Below are 15783 nucleotides of genomic sequence, written 5' to 3' on the forward strand. Positions count from 1 at the left end.
CTCGTTGGCAAAACTTCCTCCTCCAAAGGACGCGAACATGAAAATACGTGCTGGGTTTCACGTCGGCTATGAATGCAAGCAGGCGACGCCGATGCTGCTGGTCCTCAACATCCACCCATCACGCCGCCCGGATCTTCTCACGGAACAGGTGCTGAGTTTCGATCGGCCGATCGAGACGTGGGATTACATCGATGGCTTCGGCAATGCGTGTAGCCGGATCGTTGCGCCGCCGGGGCTGACCACGATCTCCACGAGGTTCGAGATCTATGACAGTGGCCAGCCCGATCCCGTGCCGGAAAATGCCTTCCAGCATGACATCAAGGACTTGCCGGACGACGTTCTGGTCTACCTGCTCGGCAGCCGCTATTGCGATACCGACCATCTGGCGGATTTCGCCTGGGAGACGTTTTCAGCCACTCCGCTCGGCTGGCCGCGGGTACAGGCCATATTAGATTTCGTCCACAACCATATCGCCTTCGATTACCAGAAGGCGGATCCGTTGAGGACTGCCTCCGGCGGATATGCCGACCAGACAGGCGTCTGCCGCGACTTCGCCCATCTCGCGATCACGCTTTGCCGGTGCATGAACATTCCGGCCCGCTATTGCACGGGTTATCTCGGCGACATCGGCGTGCCGATAGACCCAAACCCGATGGATTTCAGCGCTTGGTTCGAAGTCTATCTCGGAGGGCACTGGCATACCGTCGATGCGCGGCACAACACGCCCCGCATCGGCCGTATATTGATGGCAACCGGCCGGGACGCCACCGATGTGGCGCTGACAACCGCCTTCGGGCCGGCAATTCTCTCCCGCTTCGAAGTCGTGACAGAAGAGATTTCCCACGCTGCCTAGAAGGGCATTCGAAAATGCGAAGTCGAGAACTGCTGGCGTTGAAGGAGAACGACCCCGGAACAACAGCTTTTCTCAGACGCAAAATCCGACGTCGCTGTGCGGATCCACATCTGGTGACCTCACTTTAAAAAGACTTGCCCATCCAACAGCTTGCGCGCGGTACGCAGGAACGAGCACTCACCGAGCCCGCCCGATGCATCCTTGTCGAGCCGCAGCAGGATGTCCATCTGGCCCGTTGGATGCTCGACGGCGACGGTCTTGACTTCGCCTTCCGGAAGCACCGCCATGGAGGCTGCCGGGCTTTCAGAAAACATGCAGGCCGTCGCCACACTCAGCGCACCGAAAACACCGATGGAGGCATGCACGCGGTGGGGAATGAAGCTGCGGGTCATGATGGCGCCACCGCCGGTCGGCGGGGCGACGAGCGTCATCTTGGGCACGGATTTTTTCGCGACGTCACCGAGGTTCATCAATGGACCGGCTGCAAGCCGGATGCGCTCGACGCGCGCCTTGACCGTCTCGTTCGCTTCCAACTCCTCGCGGCTTTCATAACCCGTCAGTCCGAAATCCGAGGCGCGCATGACGACGACGGGCATGCCGTTGTCGATCAGCGTGCAGGTCACGCCGTCGATCTCGGTCGCGGCCGAACCGGTCGGCAGCAATGCGCCACAACTTGAACCCGCAGCATCGGTGAAGGCAAGGTAGACGGGCGCCGCCGATCCCGGAACGCCATCGATGCGTGCCTCGCCGGCATAGACCGGCCGGCCGTTCTCGGTGCGGATTCGTGCGACGGCGGATTGTGCAGTGTTCTCCATGAATATGCGGATGACGGTCTCACCCTCTTGGGCCTTGACGAGCCCGCGTTCAATTGCAAACGCGCCAATGCCGGCGAGGATGTTACCGCAGTTCTGGCTGTCGCTTACGAGCGCCTGGTCGACGAAGACCTGGAGGAACAGGTAGTCGACGTCGAAATCCGGCCGGGTCGAGGCCCGCACGACTGCTACCTTGCTGGTCAGCGGGTCCGCGCCGCCGATGCCGTCGATCTGGCGCGGATCGGGCGAACCCATGATGCGCAGCAGAAGCCGGTCGCGTTCCGCGGGGTCTGAAGGCAGGTCGTCGGCGAGGAAATAGGCCCCCTTCGACGTGCCACCCCTCATCATCATGCACGCGATGCCATCCGGCGTCATGTCCGTCACTCCTATCGATCTCTATTCAAGTTCAGGGAAGCGGCAGTTCGAGCAGCTTGCCGAACAGCCCATAGGCAATCGCCCAAAAGCCGACACCCGTCGCGATCGCGCGCACGAACGGCCTTTCCCCGGGGAAGAGCAGCGTCGCCACGCCCGTGCCAATACCGAGGCAGAGCGCAAGGCCTATCCAGTTCGCGCTGAGCGCCACGGCAACGAAGAGGCCGAGCAGGCCGGCAACACGCGGCACGTCGATCCTGTCGCTTGAACCACCGAGGTCGATGCCGCGCAGGACCTGCACCAGATAGACCGCCGAGACGATGAGGCCGAAGACGGAGACCTGCATCGGCAATGACCCCGGCCCAACATCGCCGCGCGAATGACCGGCAGGCAGAGCGAGGCTCATGAAGAGGAAGCTCGCATTCCACGCGATGGAAATGCAGGCCGCGACGAGGTTCTGCCAGAAGTGCTTGCGGGTGGCCTCTCCCCCCGGCGCGGGGGAGAGGTGGGAGCCCGGAACAGCCGAAGCCTGGTTCGTCATTGGGCGTATCCGTTCGCTTTCAGGAATTCGAGCTGGTTGGTGAGGTCGCTTTCAGCCCGCTTGGTGAATTCCTCTTCCTTCCAGTCTGGGCTGTCCTGGAACTGCTCGGTCTGGAACTTCTTCCAGTCTGCCGAGGCAGTGACCTTATCGACCGCCGCCTGGATCGATTCGACCACATCGTCGGGCGTTCCAGCCTTCACGGCGATCCCGCGCCAGACCGCGCCTTCGATGTCGTAGCCCTGCTCCTTGAAGGTCGGCGTATCGGGCAGGAATTCGCTACGCTTGTCGGTGGAAACGCCGAGCAGTTTGATCTCTCCATTCTTGACCTGGGCAAGGCCGGTCGATGGCGTCATCATCGCGGCGTCGATATGTTTGCCGAGCAACGCAAGTGTCACCTTGCCGGAGGCGTCATGCGGGATCCAGCCGCTCTCAAAGCCGCCCGACTTCATCAGCTGGTAGAGCATATACTGGTGGAAGCCGCCGGGCGCATGGCCGCCGACCTTCTGCCCGCTCGGGTTTTCCTTCATGTATTTCACGAAGTCGTCGACGGACTTGAACTGGCTGTCGGACAATACCGCCAGCGAGGATGGCTCCGACTGCATGGCACGCAGCATGCGGAAGTCCTTGAGCTCGAAGGGAATGAGGCCCTGGGCGATTCCGAAAGTCAGCGTTCCCGTGAAGACGAGGATGTTGTAGCCGTCCGCCGGCTGGGTCATGATCTGCGAAACGCCGACCGCACCGCTGCCGCCCGGCCGGTTATCGACCTTGACGCTCCAGCCGGATTCCTTTTCCAGAAGCTCGGCGAGCTTGCGGCCATAGGTATCGAGCGCTCCCCCGGCACCCGCCCAGACCACGAGTGTCACGGACTTTTCCGGAAAACCGGCCGCCATGGCCGGGGCCGGCAAAGCGACGCTTGAAAGGGCGAGCGCCAGTCCCAGGGCTGCCCCCGCCACGCGCGTGCCGAACGTTCTTCTATTGATGGTCATATGCCTTCTCCTCCTGTTGAACTTTTGATCAGCGGGCAGTGCCGTTCGCCGTTTCGTCGACATCGACCTGCCGCACGCGGCGCTTCTGGAGCCGCCGCCATAGCGGCGTCAGCAGGCTGACGAGGCTGAGGACGAGGAACAACAGGCTGACCGGATCGGTGATGAAAATCATGTAGTCGCCCTGCGAGGAAACCAGCGCTGTGCGGTAGTTGGATTCCACGAGATAGCCGAGCACCATTGCGAGAATGATGGGCGCGACGGGGAAGCGCAGCTTCTTCATGAGATACCCGACGACACCGAAACCAAGCATCAGGTAGACGTCGAACATCAGGTTGCGGATGGCGAAGGCGCCGAGCACGGCAAAGGCCATGATGCCGACCGCGATCACCGCATCCGGCAGGCGCATCACCCGCGCCATCAGCGGCAGGAACAGCGAGCCCGCGGCATATTGCACGAGCGACGCGATAATCGTGCCGAAGAGGATCGCATAGACCAGCGAGGGCGCTTCGGTGAAGAGCTGCGGGCCGGGATGTAGGCCATGCATGATGAGCGCGCCGACCATGATGGCGGTCGTCGGCGAGCCCGGCACGCCAAGTGCGAGAAGCGGAACGAGCGCCCCGCCGACGGTCGCGTTGTTGGAGGCTTCGGGCGCGGCGATGCCGTTTGCAGAGCCATGGCCGAATTCTTCGGGACGGCGATCGCGGGCCCGCGCATAATCGCGGGCGACCCAACAGGCGATATTGCCTCCAACGCCGGGCAGGATGCCGAGCAGCGTGCCGATGACCGAACCAGACAGCATGGAGCGCCAGGTTTCCTTCCACAGCGCGCCGGACATGAAGACATGGCCGACCTTGTCCTTGATGACAGGTGCGGCCGCCACACGGTTCTCGATCATCACCAGCGCTTCCGACACAGCGAAAAGGCCGATAAGAGCGGCAAGGAACGGCACGCCTTCATAAAGCTCGAACAGGCCGAAGGTGAAGCGCGGCGTGCCGGCAATGGGGTCGATGCCGATCGTCGCGAGTGCGAGACCGAAGGCCGCGCAGACAAGCCCCTTGACCAGCGAGCCGCCGGAAAGTGCCGCGACAGACGTGAGCCCGAAAATGCCGACGGCAAAATATCCCGCTGGGCCGAATTTGAGGGCGAGCGAGGCCAGCGGCATGGCCAGCAGCAGCAGGGCCAGGCCACCGAAGACGCCGCCGACGGTCGATGCGGTGAGCGAAATCGAGATCGCCTCGTTCGCCTTGCCTTTACGGGCCATGGCGTAGCCGTCGATGGCGGTGGCTGCGGCGGCGGCCGTACCGGGCGTCGAGAGCAGGATCGCGCTGATCGAACCGCCATACTCGGCCGAGGTATAGAGCGAGATCATCATCAGCATGCTGAGCTCGGGGCCGAGATTGTAGGTGAAGGGAATGAGCAGGCTCAGCCCGATCGACGGGCCGAGGCCCGGAAGCGCGCCGATGACGATACCGAGCAGTGCACCGATAATGAGGACCGCCAGGCCCGAAAAGGAGAAGATGACGCCGAGCGACTGGATAATACCATCCATGTCAGAGGTCCTTTGCCAGGCGGCGCGCCAGCACGGGCACGAAACCGCGATATCCGTCCGTCACGGCAAGGCCCTGATCCTTCATCGCCGCGTGGGCGCTGGCGATCGTCTCGCAGGCAGCCCGCGACATGGAAGCCTTCAGCCCGAACAACTCGACGGTTTCGGCCGCTTCTGTCATTTCGGTCACGCGACGCGCGCCGTGTTCGAAGGTTCGCGACAGGTAGTAGTCCGCGATCTGCCGCCAGTCGAGCCCCGGAAAGGTTTCCCCAACGGAATCGAGGATGCGTTCGGTGACGCCAGCCCGCTCCGCCGACGACAGCGCCTCGATCAGCAGCGCTTCGACACCCTTGATCATCACCGAGCGGATCATCTTCAGCGAGGAGGCCTGGCCGGGCGTGTCGCCGACGGCCTCGAGATTCATCCCGAGCGCATTCAGCCGCTCGGCCGCCTCACCCGCCCGCTTTCCGGCTACCAGGATCGGCACCTTTTCCGCATAGGGTGGCACCCGCGCCATCACGGCACCTTCGACGAAGCTGCCCTTGCCGGTCTCGATTTCCTTTGCGGCGAGCGCCTTGGTATCGGGACCCACGGAGTTGAGATCGATGAAGATCGCGTTTGCCGAAAGATAGGGAGCGGCCGAGGCTGCAACGGCCTTGGTCGCCGCGCCGACCACGAGTGACAGCACGACATCCGCCGAAGCGATATCCGCAATGTCGTCGAGCGGCTGCACGCCCCGTTCCGATGCGATACCGCGCAGGCCAGCCGAGGTTGTCGGGTCTCGGAAGCGCAGGTCGTAGGCGGCAAGCCGCGCGGCGTTGCGGTTGTTGAGGCCGCCGGCGATGGATTGTGCTGCCTCGCCGAAGCCGATGAAAGCAATCGTGGTCATTCGTCCTCCCGTGCGGAAAAGGTTCCTCCACCTTCCCCGGCTTTCGATCAATCGATGTAGGTCAGCCCCTTGGCGGCAAGCGCCTCGCGCATCTTGTAGATGTCGAGACCCAGTTCGCCCGCGGCAAGCCGCTCGCGGGTCTGCCGCTCCTTTTCCATCCGCGCCCTGGATGCCCGCAGTGCGGCTTCCGCCTCGGCCTTCGGCACGACCATCACGCCATCGTCATCCGCAACGATGACGTCGCCAGGCGCGATACTGGCGCCGGCACAAACGATCGGGACGTTGACGGAGCCGAGCGTCGCCTTGACCGTGCCCTGCGCGGAGACGAAACGCGACCAGACGGGAAAGCCCATCTCCTCGAGTTCCGCGACGTCGCGAACGCCCGCTTCGATCACCAGGCCACGCACGCCACGCACCTTGAGCGATGTCGCGAGCAGTTCACCAAAATAGCCGGCATCACACAGTGAGGTGGGAGCGACGACGAGAATGTCGCCCTCCTGGCATTGCTCCACCGCCACATGCAGCATCCAGTTGTCCGCCGGCGGGATCGAGACTGTCACCGCCGTACCGGCCATGCGGGCGCCATGCCAGATCGGCCGCATATAGGATTGCAGCAGGCCGACGCGGCCCATGGCTTCATGCACGGTCGACGTGCCGCATTCCGCCAGCGCATCGACGACGTTAAGCGGCGGCCGCACGATATTCCGGTGCACGACATTCATGCCAGCGCTCCATGGCCGAGCGTGCCGGTGACGTGCGGGAAGACCGCCTCATAGGCCTCACCATAGGTGACCTTGTAGTCGGAGTTGCGCGCGGCCTGCACACCGCGCTGCAGGGCCACGCGGGTATAATATTCCCAAAGATGTTCCTGGCCCTCCATGCACTTGATCGCGGCCAACTTCTTCTCCCAGACGTCAGTGATGTCGAGAAGGAAATTGGGCTTCCAGTTGCATTGTTCCGGCTGGTGCGGCTCGAAGAGGTAAACCGGTGGAGCACCGAGCACGGGCACATCCGGTCGGTGGCCATGCGCCTGCGCGATGACCCGTGCATGCTGCGCGAACTCGGTCGCCATCGGGTGGTCGAAGTTGTAGGGGTCTTGGCGGGAATGGGTCAGCATGAATTCCGGGCGGATCTCGCGATAGAGATCGACCAGCCGGTCAAATGCCTCCGACGTGATCTGCATGGGATAGTCGCCCAGATCGTAGAACTGGATGTCGTGGACGCCGAGGGCCCTGGCGGCGTTTTCTGCCTCGCGCTTGCGGTCAGCCTTCACGGCCTCCAACGTCATGCCGGGCTTACGCCACAGCTTGGCGGATTCGCCGCGTTCGCCGAACGACAGACATACGACGGTGACGTTGTAACCCTGCTTTGCGTGGGCCGCGATCGCGCCGCCAGCCCTCCAGACGAAGTCGGCGGAATGGGCGCTGACAACGAGTCCGGTTTTCTGATGCATAATCATGCTCCTCCATTTTCGAGGGTCACACTCGCACCGATCGGGTTCCCGGCGCTAATACGAAAGCCGTTGCTTGTTATAGTTTTTTGCGAATCAGCTTACGATACCAGCATGATCACGACCGACCTCAATCTTCGCCACCTGCGCGCCTTCATGCAGGTCTGCGAGACGGGCAGCCTCAACCGGGCGGCCGCGGAGCTGAATGTTTCGCAGCCCTCTATCTCTGTGGCGCTGGCTGGAATCGAAATGCGTTTCGGCGCGAAGCTTCTCGCCCGCTATGCCGCTGGCAGCCAGCCGACAACCGCCGGCGAAGTGCTCCTGGCGCGCTTGCGGCGCATGGAGGAACAGTTCGCCTCTGCGCTCGGCCAGGCGCTAGGTGCCAGTTCGCAGCGCGACCCCGCGCTGATCTCCAAGACCCTCGCCCGCATCAGCTTTCGCCAGATCGAGGCGCTGATCGCGCTCGCCGGCAGCGGCTCGATCGCCGAGGCGGCACGCGCCGGCGGCAGCTCAGCAGCGGCGCTGCACAGAACGCTCCACGAATTACAGGCCAATGTCGGAAAAGCGATTCTGGTTCGCAGCCCAAGCGGCGTGGCGCCGAACACTCTCGGTCGCCGCCTCGCCATGCGTTGGCAGGTCGCTCTCACCGAGCTGGAACAAGCGGGCGACGAGCTGAAGGAACTGGAAGGCCGCATGGAGGGAAGGATCAAGATCGCGAGCCTGCCGCTTGCCCGCACTTTGCTCTTGGCTCGCGCAATCAATCCGCTTTTGGCGGCCCATCCAAATGCCCGGATCGAAGTAATGGATGGTTCTTACGAACTGTTGTCCCAGCAGTTGCGTGTCGGGGCGAGCGATATTCTCATAGGTGCACTGCGCTCGGGTAGCGATCTGGCGGGCTTGCGAACGGAAGGGTTGTTCGACGATCCCTATGCGATCGTCGGTCGGGCGGGGCACCCGCTTCTTTCGCACCGCAGAGGCGCATCGCTCGATGACCTCGCGCGGCAGGAATGGGTAGCTCAGCGGCCGGGAACTCCCATTCGCGCCGCCTTCGACACCCTGTTCGAGAAATGCCCCACTTCGCCCCGCGCCAGCATCGAGACGAGCTCGCTCATCCTTACCCGCGCCATCATCCTGGAAAGCGACCGCCTGTCGATGCTTTCCCGCCGTCAGATCGCCATCGAGGAACGCGAAGGCCTGTTGACCTGTGTGGCCGTTGCGCAGGATGTGCGTGAGCGTCTCGGCACGCGCACCATCGGCATCACAGTACGCGAAAACTGGCTGCCGAGCAGGCTACAATCCACTTTCCTTGATCACATCCGCATGGCAGCGTCGCCCTAGAACGCTGCCATGCTTTCCTGGCTCGATCGCGAATGCCAACGGGGCCTAACGACGAGTGCCGGTCTTCACCCTACGACTTAATTACCTAACCGGCCTGGTCACAAGACAGTACGAGTACTACTTACCTGCGGCCTGCGCGGCGTACATATAGCTGTCATAGCTGTATTCTGCGACGCGGAACCACTCGAACGATTCGTCGCGGAACTTCTTCCAGCTCGGATAGATCTTCGCCCAGGCCGGGTGCTTCTCGCTATATTCGGCATAGAGCTCGAAGGTCGCCTTGTAGGCGGCGTCCATCACGTCGCGCGGCATCGGGCGAAGGTTGACGCCCTTGCCGACCAGCGAGCGGATCGCGGTCGTGTTCTTCACGTCGTAGAGCGCCTGCATGTTGATGTTGGCAGCCTTGCAGGCGGTGTCGAGCGCGACCTTGTAGGCTTCCGGCAGTGCCTCGTACTGGGCCTTGTTGATGAAGAAGTGGATCGTCAAACCGCCTTCCCAATAGGCAGGGTAATAGTAGTAGGGAGCGATCTGGTAGAAGCCGAGGCGTTCGTCGTCATAGGGACCGACCCATTCGGCGGCATCGATCGTGCCGCGTTCGAGCGCCGGGTAGATGTCACCGCCCGGAAGCTGCTGCGGCACGACGCCGAGGCGCGACATGACTTCGCCAGCGACACCTGCAATGCGCATCTTGATGCCCTTCAGGTCGTCGAGCGACTTGATTTCATTGCGAAACCAGCCGCCCATCTGCGCGCCTGTGCCGCCGCCCGGCTTGCCGACGATGCCGTATTCCGACAGGAATTCGTCATAGAGCTCGTTGCCGCCGCCATGGTAGAGCCAGGCATTCTGCTGGCGGGCATTGAGGCCGAAGGGGATGGTTGAGCCGATCGCGAAGGTCGGGTTCTTGCCGGTAAAATAGTAGCCGCAGGTATGGGCGATTTCCACGGTGTTGCTCTGCACCGCATCTATCGCCTGCGGGCCTGGCACCAGTTCTCCGGCCTGGAAGACCTGGATCTGGAACTTGCCCTCGGTAATCTTCGACAGCGCTTCCGCCATGACGACCGCGCCGCCATAGATTGTGTCGAGGTTGTTCGGGAAGCCAGATGTCAGGCGCCATTTCAGGGTCGGCAGTTCCTGGGCGATTGCGGGTGCCGCGAGCGATGCGCCGGCGACCGCTGCGGCGCCGCCGAGCGCGCCCTTGGTCAGAAAGTTGCGGCGGTTCAGAATGTCAGTCATCGTTTCCTCCTCAGGTGGCTGCGTGGACCGGCCGGCACGGATGTCCGATCGGACCGTTGGTTTGGGTTAGTTGGACTGGGCAGGCTGGCCGAAGCTTGGCTGCGGCGAACCGAATTCGGGCGTCTCCGTTCCGAAGGACGGCGTCGAACTGTCGTCGGACGATTCGGGTGCACCGAAAGGCTGTGTCGGCGTTCCGAACGGGTTTTCACCCTCGGCGCCCGGCATCGGCACGTTGAGCTGGATGGTTGCCGGGTCGACCGCGGTCGCGCCGGACTTGTAGTGGGTGACGAGGCCCGGGAACGCCACGACGACAGCGACCATGAACAGCTGGATTCCGAGGAACGGCAGCGCGCCCATGTAGATCTGGCCCGAGGTCACCGGCTGGATCGTCGTCCCGGTCACCCTGTCCTTATAGGCCCGGTTGGGTGCGACGGAGCGCAGGTAGAACAACGAGAAGCCGAAGGGCGGATGCATGAACGAGGTCTGCATGTTGATCGCCAGCATCACGCCGAACCAGATGAGGTCAATGCCGAGCGCATCGGCAACCGGCGCCAGAAGCGGGATGATGATGAAGGCCAGCTCGAAATAATCGAGGAAGAAGGCAAGGAAGAAGACCAGCAAGTTGGCGACGATGAGGAAACCAATTTCCCCGCCAGGGATCGAGGTCATCAGATGCTCGACCCAGATATGGCCGTCGACGCCGTAAAAGGTCAGCGAGAAGACGCGAGCGCCGAGCAAGATAAAGATGACGAAGGACGAGAGTTTTGCGGTGGCGTAGAGCGCCGACTTCATCATCGATAGGTCGAGACGCCGGTTGCCCGCAGCCAGAATGAGTGCGCCAACCGCCCCCATCGCGCCGCCTTCTGTGGGTGTCGCAACGCCGATGAAGATCGTGCCGAGCACGAGGAATATCAGCACGAGCGGCGGCACGAGCGACGTGACCACCTTGCGGGCGAGCTTCCAGCCGCGCAGCGTGCGGGCCTCCGGCGGCAGCGCCGGGACGCTGGCGGGGTGCAGGTAGGACATGAGAATAATATAGCCGGCATAGATCCCGACGAGCAGCAGGCCGGGCACCAGCGCGCCCCTGTACATGTCGCCGACTGAGCGGCCGAGCTGGTCAGCAAGGATGATCAGCACGAGGCTCGGCGGGATGATCTGTGCGAGCGTTCCCGACGCCGCGATCGTCCCGGCCGCTACGCGCCGGTCATAGCCATAGCGCAGCATGATCGGCAGTGAGATCAGGCCCATAGAGATGACCGAGGCCGCGACAACGCCGGTGGTGGCTGCGAGAATGGCGCCAACAAAGATGACCGCGAAGGCAAGACCGCCACGGATCGGGCCGAAGAGCTGGCCGATCGTATCGAGCAGATCCTCGGCCATGCCACTTCGTTCGAGGATCAATCCCATGAAGGTGAAGAAGGGAATTGCGAGCAGCGTTTCGTTCGACATCTGCCCGAAGATGCGGTCGGGCACGGCGCCGAAGAGGTTGATCGGCAGAAGGCCCATTTCGATGCCGATGAAGCCGAAGACGAAGCCGACGAAGGCGAGTGCGAAAGCGACAGGATAACCCATCAGCAGCACGACGATCAGCGACAGAAACATGATGGGCGCGAGATTTTCCGCGAAGAAAGCAAACATGGGATCAGGTTCCTGGCGTTAGAGCGTCTGGGCTTCAGCGTCAGCAAGTGCCGTCGCGTCGGGCATGTCGCCCCGCAGGATCGCGATGCGCTTGATGAGCTCGGAGACGCCTTGCAGCGTCAGCAGGCCGAAGCCGATGGGGATCAGCGCCCAGACCGGCCAGAGAAGCAGCCCGCCGGTGTTGTTCGACACCTCGCCACTCAGGAACTTCGACACCACTATCGGCCAAGAGAGGTAGATCGTGATCAGGCAGAAGGGGAACAGAAAGAAGATCGTACCGAGGATCTCCACCCAGAGCTGGGCTTTCCGCGGCATGTGGCCATAGACGAGATCGACCTTCACATGCTCGCTGCTGAGCAGCGTGTAAGCGGCGGCAATCAGGAAGACGGCGGAAAAGAGGTACCACTGCGCTTCCAGCCACGCGTTGGAGCTCAGGTTAAAGAGCTTGCGCGTGACGGCGTTGATAGCACTGATCAGCACCGCGGCGAGCAACAACCACGACACCGATTTACCAATAAAGGTGTTGAGCGCGTCGATGGCGCGCGACAGCGACAAAAGGCCGGACATGATGAATTCCTCCCCAGCCGGCACCTCTTTGCCGACCGTCGCGGAAGTCGTATGGCGTCCTTATTGGGGGAACAAGACGGGCGGGATCGCCAAATAAAACCGCCTACCCAGTAGTGGGTAGGCGCAGATCTCAGCCGTCGGACAGACTAAAACCATTGTCGATCGCATAGCGAATGAGGCCGGCGGTCGTTGAAATTCCAAGCTTCTTCTTGATGTTCTTGCGATGTGTTTCGACCGTGGCCTCTGAAAGCGAAAGCGATTGGGCGATGTCGCGGTTGCTCTTTCCAGATGCCAGCAGCATCAGCACGTCATGCTCGCGGGTGGTGAGCGGGTTGGCGGGTTCGCTCGGTCGGCGCTCGAGGAGAACATCGGAAACGCCGGACGAGAAATAGGTCCGCCCTGCCGCGACGGTCTCGATCGCCGTGACGATCTCGTCGGTCGAGACGTCCTTGAGGATGTAGCCGGAGGCGCCATGCAGGACGGAGGCCGAGATATATTCGCGGCTGTCATGCATGGAGAGCATCACGATGCGACAATGCGGCAACTTCACCTTGAACAATTCGATGGCGTCGATGCCGCTGAGCTTCGGCATGTTGATATCGATGAGCACCACCGCCGGATTGGTCTTCACCGCGACCTCCAGCCCGGTCAGCGCCAATCCCGCCGTGCCGACCACCTCTATATGCGGAAAAGTTTCGAGCACGGCGCGCAGGCCGTCGAGAACCAGCGGGTGGTTGTCGATGAGCACGACCTTGATCGGCTTGGCCTCGCTCACGCGGCTTCAGCCCGTTTATCCGCATCCGCATTTGCCGAGAGCGGCAGCATGGCGGTCAATACGGTACCCTCTGATGTACTCTTGACCAACAGCACGCCGCCGAAATGCGCCATGCGCTCCTGCATGTTGCGCAGGCCGAGGCCGTTCTGGTGCCCGTCCCTGGTCCTGCCCACACTGTCCTCAAAGCCGTTTCCATCGTCGGTGACTGTCATACGCGCTCGGCCGCGGGCGTTCCAGAGCCTGATCTGCACGTCGCGGGCACCGGAATGACGTTCTATATTGTTCAAGGCTTCCTGCGCCACCCGGTAGAGCGCGGTGCTCGCCTCGGGCTTCAGCCTGTCCTTGCCAGGATCGGCTTCCAGCACGGTACGAATACCCGTTCGTTCGGAAAAATGGCTGCTGAGGGCCGTTAGCGCAGCGGTAAGACCAAGGTCGTCCAGTGCGGGTGGCCGCAGGTCGTGCGACAGCCGGCGAACCTCCTTGATCGCGCCGTTGAGTGCGTCCACCCCCTTTTCGATGGCGCTGGAGGCGTCGTCGGTGTGGTTGCGGACCTTACGGCTGGCAAGGTCGATGGCATAGCGCACGCCGACAAGGTTTTGCGATATGCCGTCGTGCAGTTCCCGGGCGAGCCGCGTGCGCTCCTCTTCCTGGGTGTTGATGATGCGTTGCGTCAAGGCTTTCAGCTTGCCGTCCGCCAAGCGCCGCTCACGCAGTGTGACGAGCATGCAGGTGGCAAAGACCACCATCACGGCAGGCACGGCGATGAGTGCGACGACCAGAAAGGTATGGCCGATCTTTTCCCGCAGGTCGGCCTTCGCCGCCGCCGTCTGGGCGAAAACATCATCAAGATAGACGCCTGTTCCCAGCATCCACTGCCACTTATCAAGACCCATTGCGAAGGACAGCTTGTCGGCCATTGTCCCGGACGAGGGCTTTTCCCACTTGTACTGATAGAGCCCGCCGCCTTCCTTCGCCTTCTGGATCAGATTGGCAATCACCTGGTTGCCGTCGGGGTCGGTCAGGTCCATCCAATTGTGCCCCGGCCGAAAGGTCTGGCGCGGGTGGACGACGTTGTTACCATCGTAGTCATAGACGAAGAAATAACCGTCTTTGCCGTAATCGAGCGACGTTAGAATGCCACGAACGCGATCCTTAGCCTCTTCGTCATTGGCATCCGCCGAAGCATAGACCTCCTCGATCGCCGAGCGGGCAAGGTTGGTAAGGTTTAGCAGTTCGGTCTCTTTCGCCTTCAGCATATTGCGTTCGAACGTGTCGATGCTGCTCTGGGCAAGGCTCGTCGCCTGCCAAGTGATGAAGGCAGTAATGGTGAGGATCGCGATGACGAGCGGCACTACCGCAAGCGCGACGATCTGGTGACGAAGGTTCACAGCACCCTCCAAATGCAATTTTTAGAATGCAAAGCTAAAGCGAGCCAAGGCTTCACGCCAGTCCCTCGTCTGATGTAGCAGAACGGGCCTTGGAAAAACTTGGATGCATGACAATCTTGCGTTCTGGCTCTTTAGTGGCATCGAACCACCGACAGCTAATTTAACCGCCTGATAAAGCGCTAGGTCGAAAGAAACGGGCCAGTGCAGAACTTCGGCGGCGTCCTGCCGGCCTTGCGGTAGGCGGCGATGACGGTGTTGGCCATCAGCATGGCGATGGTCATCGGGCCGACGCCGCCCGGGACCGGGGTGATGGCGCCGGCGACCTTGGCGCATTCCTCGAAGGCGACGTCGCCGACCATGCGCGACTTGCCCTCGCCCTTCTCCGGTGCGGCAATGCGGTTGATGCCGACGTCGATGACGGTGGCGCCCGGCTTCACCCAGTCGGCCTTCACCATTTCCGGGCGGCCGACGGCGGCGACCAGGATATCGGCATTGCGGCAGACCGCAGCGAGGTCCTTGGTGCGCGAATGGGCGGTGGTCACCGTCGCGTTGGCTGCGAGCAGCAGGGCCGACATCGGCTTGCCGAACAGGTTCGAGCGGCCGATCACCACGGCATTGAGGCCGGAGAGATCGCTGCCGTGCGTGCGGCGCACGAAGACCATGGCGCCGGCCGGCGTGCAGGAGACGAGACCGCCATCGAGATCGCCGGTTGCGAGCTTGCCGGCATTGACGACATGCAAGCCGTCGACGTCCTTCTCCGGCCTGATCGACTGGATGATCGGCTCGGAATTCAGGTGCTTGGGCAGCGGCAGCTGCACGAGGATGCCGTGAACGCTTTCGTCGGCGTTCAGCGTCTCGACGAGGCGGGCGAGCTCTTCCTGCGTCGTCTCCTCCGGCAGCGTGTGCTGGATGGAGGTGAAGCCGCATTCCTTGGCCATGCGGCTCTTGGAGGAGACATAGGCGTGGCTGGCCGGATCGTCGCCGACGATGACAACGGCGAGGCCAGGTTTTACGCCGGCATCCTTCTCCAGGGCGGCGGTCGCCGACTGCACGCTCTCAATCACGGAAGCGGCAACCTGCTTCCCATCGACGATCTCGACCACGGTCACCCCATGCGCTCGGAAGCGTAGGAACCGGGGCTCGGCGGGAAGACGATGGTCTTGTTGCCGTTCATGAAAACGCGGTGATGGATATGGGCGTGCACCGCGCGGGCCAGAACCTGGCTCTCCACGTCGCGGCCGATCGAGACATAATCCTCCGCCGACTGTGCATGGGTGATGCGCGCGACGTCCTGCTCGATGATCGGACCTTCGTCGAGATCCTCGGTGACGTAGTGCGCCGTGGCACCGATCAGCTTCACGCCGCGCTCGAAGGCCTGCTTGTAGGGATTTGCCC

Annotated in this window: 16 protein-coding genes; 2 read left to right on the forward strand and 14 right to left on the reverse strand. The window is 62.4% G+C overall.

The features are described from left to right. The first annotated feature begins 37 nt into the window (after positions 1-37). On the forward strand, positions 38-853 hold the full coding sequence (locus tag GB927_RS04420; protein WP_256115376.1) for a transglutaminase-like domain-containing protein: 816 nt from the start codon (positions 38-40) through the stop codon (positions 851-853). A gap of 119 nt (positions 854-972) precedes the next feature. Here GB927_RS04420 and GB927_RS04425 read toward each other — a convergent pair whose 3' ends face one another. From GB927_RS04425 to GB927_RS04455, 7 genes are read right to left on the reverse strand one after another with little or no spacing between them, the layout of a single operon-like run. Next, positions 973-2040 carry a 4-oxalomesaconate tautomerase gene (locus tag GB927_RS04425; RefSeq protein WP_256115377.1) on the reverse strand — a complete coding sequence of 356 codons (1068 nt, stop codon included), beginning with the start codon at positions 2038-2040 and terminating at the stop codon, positions 973-975. A 31-nt stretch (positions 2041-2071) separates the two neighbouring features. After that, complete coding sequence (locus GB927_RS04430; protein ID WP_256115378.1) at positions 2072-2578, reverse strand: tripartite tricarboxylate transporter TctB family protein; 507 nt, start codon at positions 2576-2578, stop codon at positions 2072-2074. Then, positions 2575-3564 (reverse strand): tripartite tricarboxylate transporter substrate binding protein, encoded by a 990-nt coding sequence (locus GB927_RS04435; RefSeq protein WP_256115379.1) that lies wholly within the window; start codon positions 3562-3564, stop codon positions 2575-2577. The genes GB927_RS04430 and GB927_RS04435 overlap by 4 nt, the downstream gene beginning before the upstream one ends. 28 nt (positions 3565-3592) lie before the next feature. Beyond that, positions 3593-5113: a tripartite tricarboxylate transporter permease gene (locus GB927_RS04440; protein ID WP_256115380.1), complete on the reverse strand. Its 1521-nt coding sequence runs from the start codon at positions 5111-5113 to the stop codon at positions 3593-3595. A gap of 1 nt (position 5114) precedes the next feature. After that, a complete protein-coding gene (locus GB927_RS04445) occupies positions 5115-5999 on the reverse strand; it encodes an NAD(P)-dependent oxidoreductase (RefSeq protein ID WP_256115381.1) in 885 nt (294 codons plus the stop codon). Between the two features lie 47 nt (positions 6000-6046). Next, positions 6047-6721 (reverse strand): 4-carboxy-4-hydroxy-2-oxoadipate aldolase/oxaloacetate decarboxylase, encoded by a 675-nt coding sequence (locus GB927_RS04450; RefSeq protein WP_256115382.1) that lies wholly within the window; start codon positions 6719-6721, stop codon positions 6047-6049. Next, positions 6718-7452: a PIG-L deacetylase family protein gene (locus GB927_RS04455; protein ID WP_256115384.1), complete on the reverse strand. Its 735-nt coding sequence runs from the start codon at positions 7450-7452 to the stop codon at positions 6718-6720. Before GB927_RS04455 ends, GB927_RS04450 begins: the two co-directional genes overlap by 4 nt. A gap of 111 nt (positions 7453-7563) precedes the next feature. On the opposite strand from GB927_RS04455, the gene GB927_RS04460 reads away from it, so the two are divergent. Further along, entirely contained in the window at positions 7564-8787 is a 1224-nt protein-coding gene (locus GB927_RS04460) for a LysR substrate-binding domain-containing protein (protein WP_256115386.1), read from the forward strand. A gap of 117 nt (positions 8788-8904) precedes the next feature. Here GB927_RS04460 and GB927_RS04465 read toward each other — a convergent pair whose 3' ends face one another. The 7 genes from GB927_RS04465 to GB927_RS04495 all read right to left on the reverse strand — a co-directional run. Further along, complete coding sequence (locus tag GB927_RS04465) at positions 8905-10020, reverse strand: TRAP transporter substrate-binding protein (protein ID WP_256115387.1); 1116 nt, start codon at positions 10018-10020, stop codon at positions 8905-8907. Positions 10021-10086: 66 nt separating this feature from the next. Continuing rightward, positions 10087-11658: a TRAP transporter large permease gene (locus tag GB927_RS04470; protein ID WP_256115389.1), complete on the reverse strand. Its 1572-nt coding sequence runs from the start codon at positions 11656-11658 to the stop codon at positions 10087-10089. Positions 11659-11676: 18 nt separating this feature from the next. Then, the gene (locus GB927_RS04475) at positions 11677-12225 is read right to left on the reverse strand and encodes a TRAP transporter small permease subunit (protein ID WP_256115390.1); all 549 of its coding nucleotides are present in this window, start codon (positions 12223-12225) and stop codon (positions 11677-11679) included. A gap of 130 nt (positions 12226-12355) precedes the next feature. After that, the gene (gene mctR / locus GB927_RS04480; RefSeq protein WP_256115391.1) at positions 12356-13000 is read right to left on the reverse strand and encodes a two-component system response regulator MctR; all 645 of its coding nucleotides are present in this window, start codon (positions 12998-13000) and stop codon (positions 12356-12358) included. Further along, the gene (mctS, locus tag GB927_RS04485; protein WP_256115392.1) at positions 12997-14388 is read right to left on the reverse strand and encodes a two-component system sensor histidine kinase MctS; all 1392 of its coding nucleotides are present in this window, start codon (positions 14386-14388) and stop codon (positions 12997-12999) included. The genes mctR and mctS overlap by 4 nt, the downstream gene beginning before the upstream one ends. A 179-nt stretch (positions 14389-14567) precedes the next feature. Beyond that, a complete protein-coding gene (gene folD, locus GB927_RS04490; RefSeq protein ID WP_256115429.1) occupies positions 14568-15491 on the reverse strand; it encodes a bifunctional methylenetetrahydrofolate dehydrogenase/methenyltetrahydrofolate cyclohydrolase FolD in 924 nt (307 codons plus the stop codon). 2 nt (positions 15492-15493) lie between these two features. Then, positions 15494-15783 (reverse strand): formyltransferase family protein (locus tag GB927_RS04495; RefSeq protein ID WP_305110499.1); only part of this gene is annotated, 290 nt, incomplete at its 5' end.

This window comes from Shinella lacus (assembly GCF_010994755.1).
In the GTDB taxonomy this organism is placed as follows: domain Bacteria; phylum Pseudomonadota; class Alphaproteobacteria; order Rhizobiales; family Rhizobiaceae; genus Shinella; species Shinella lacus.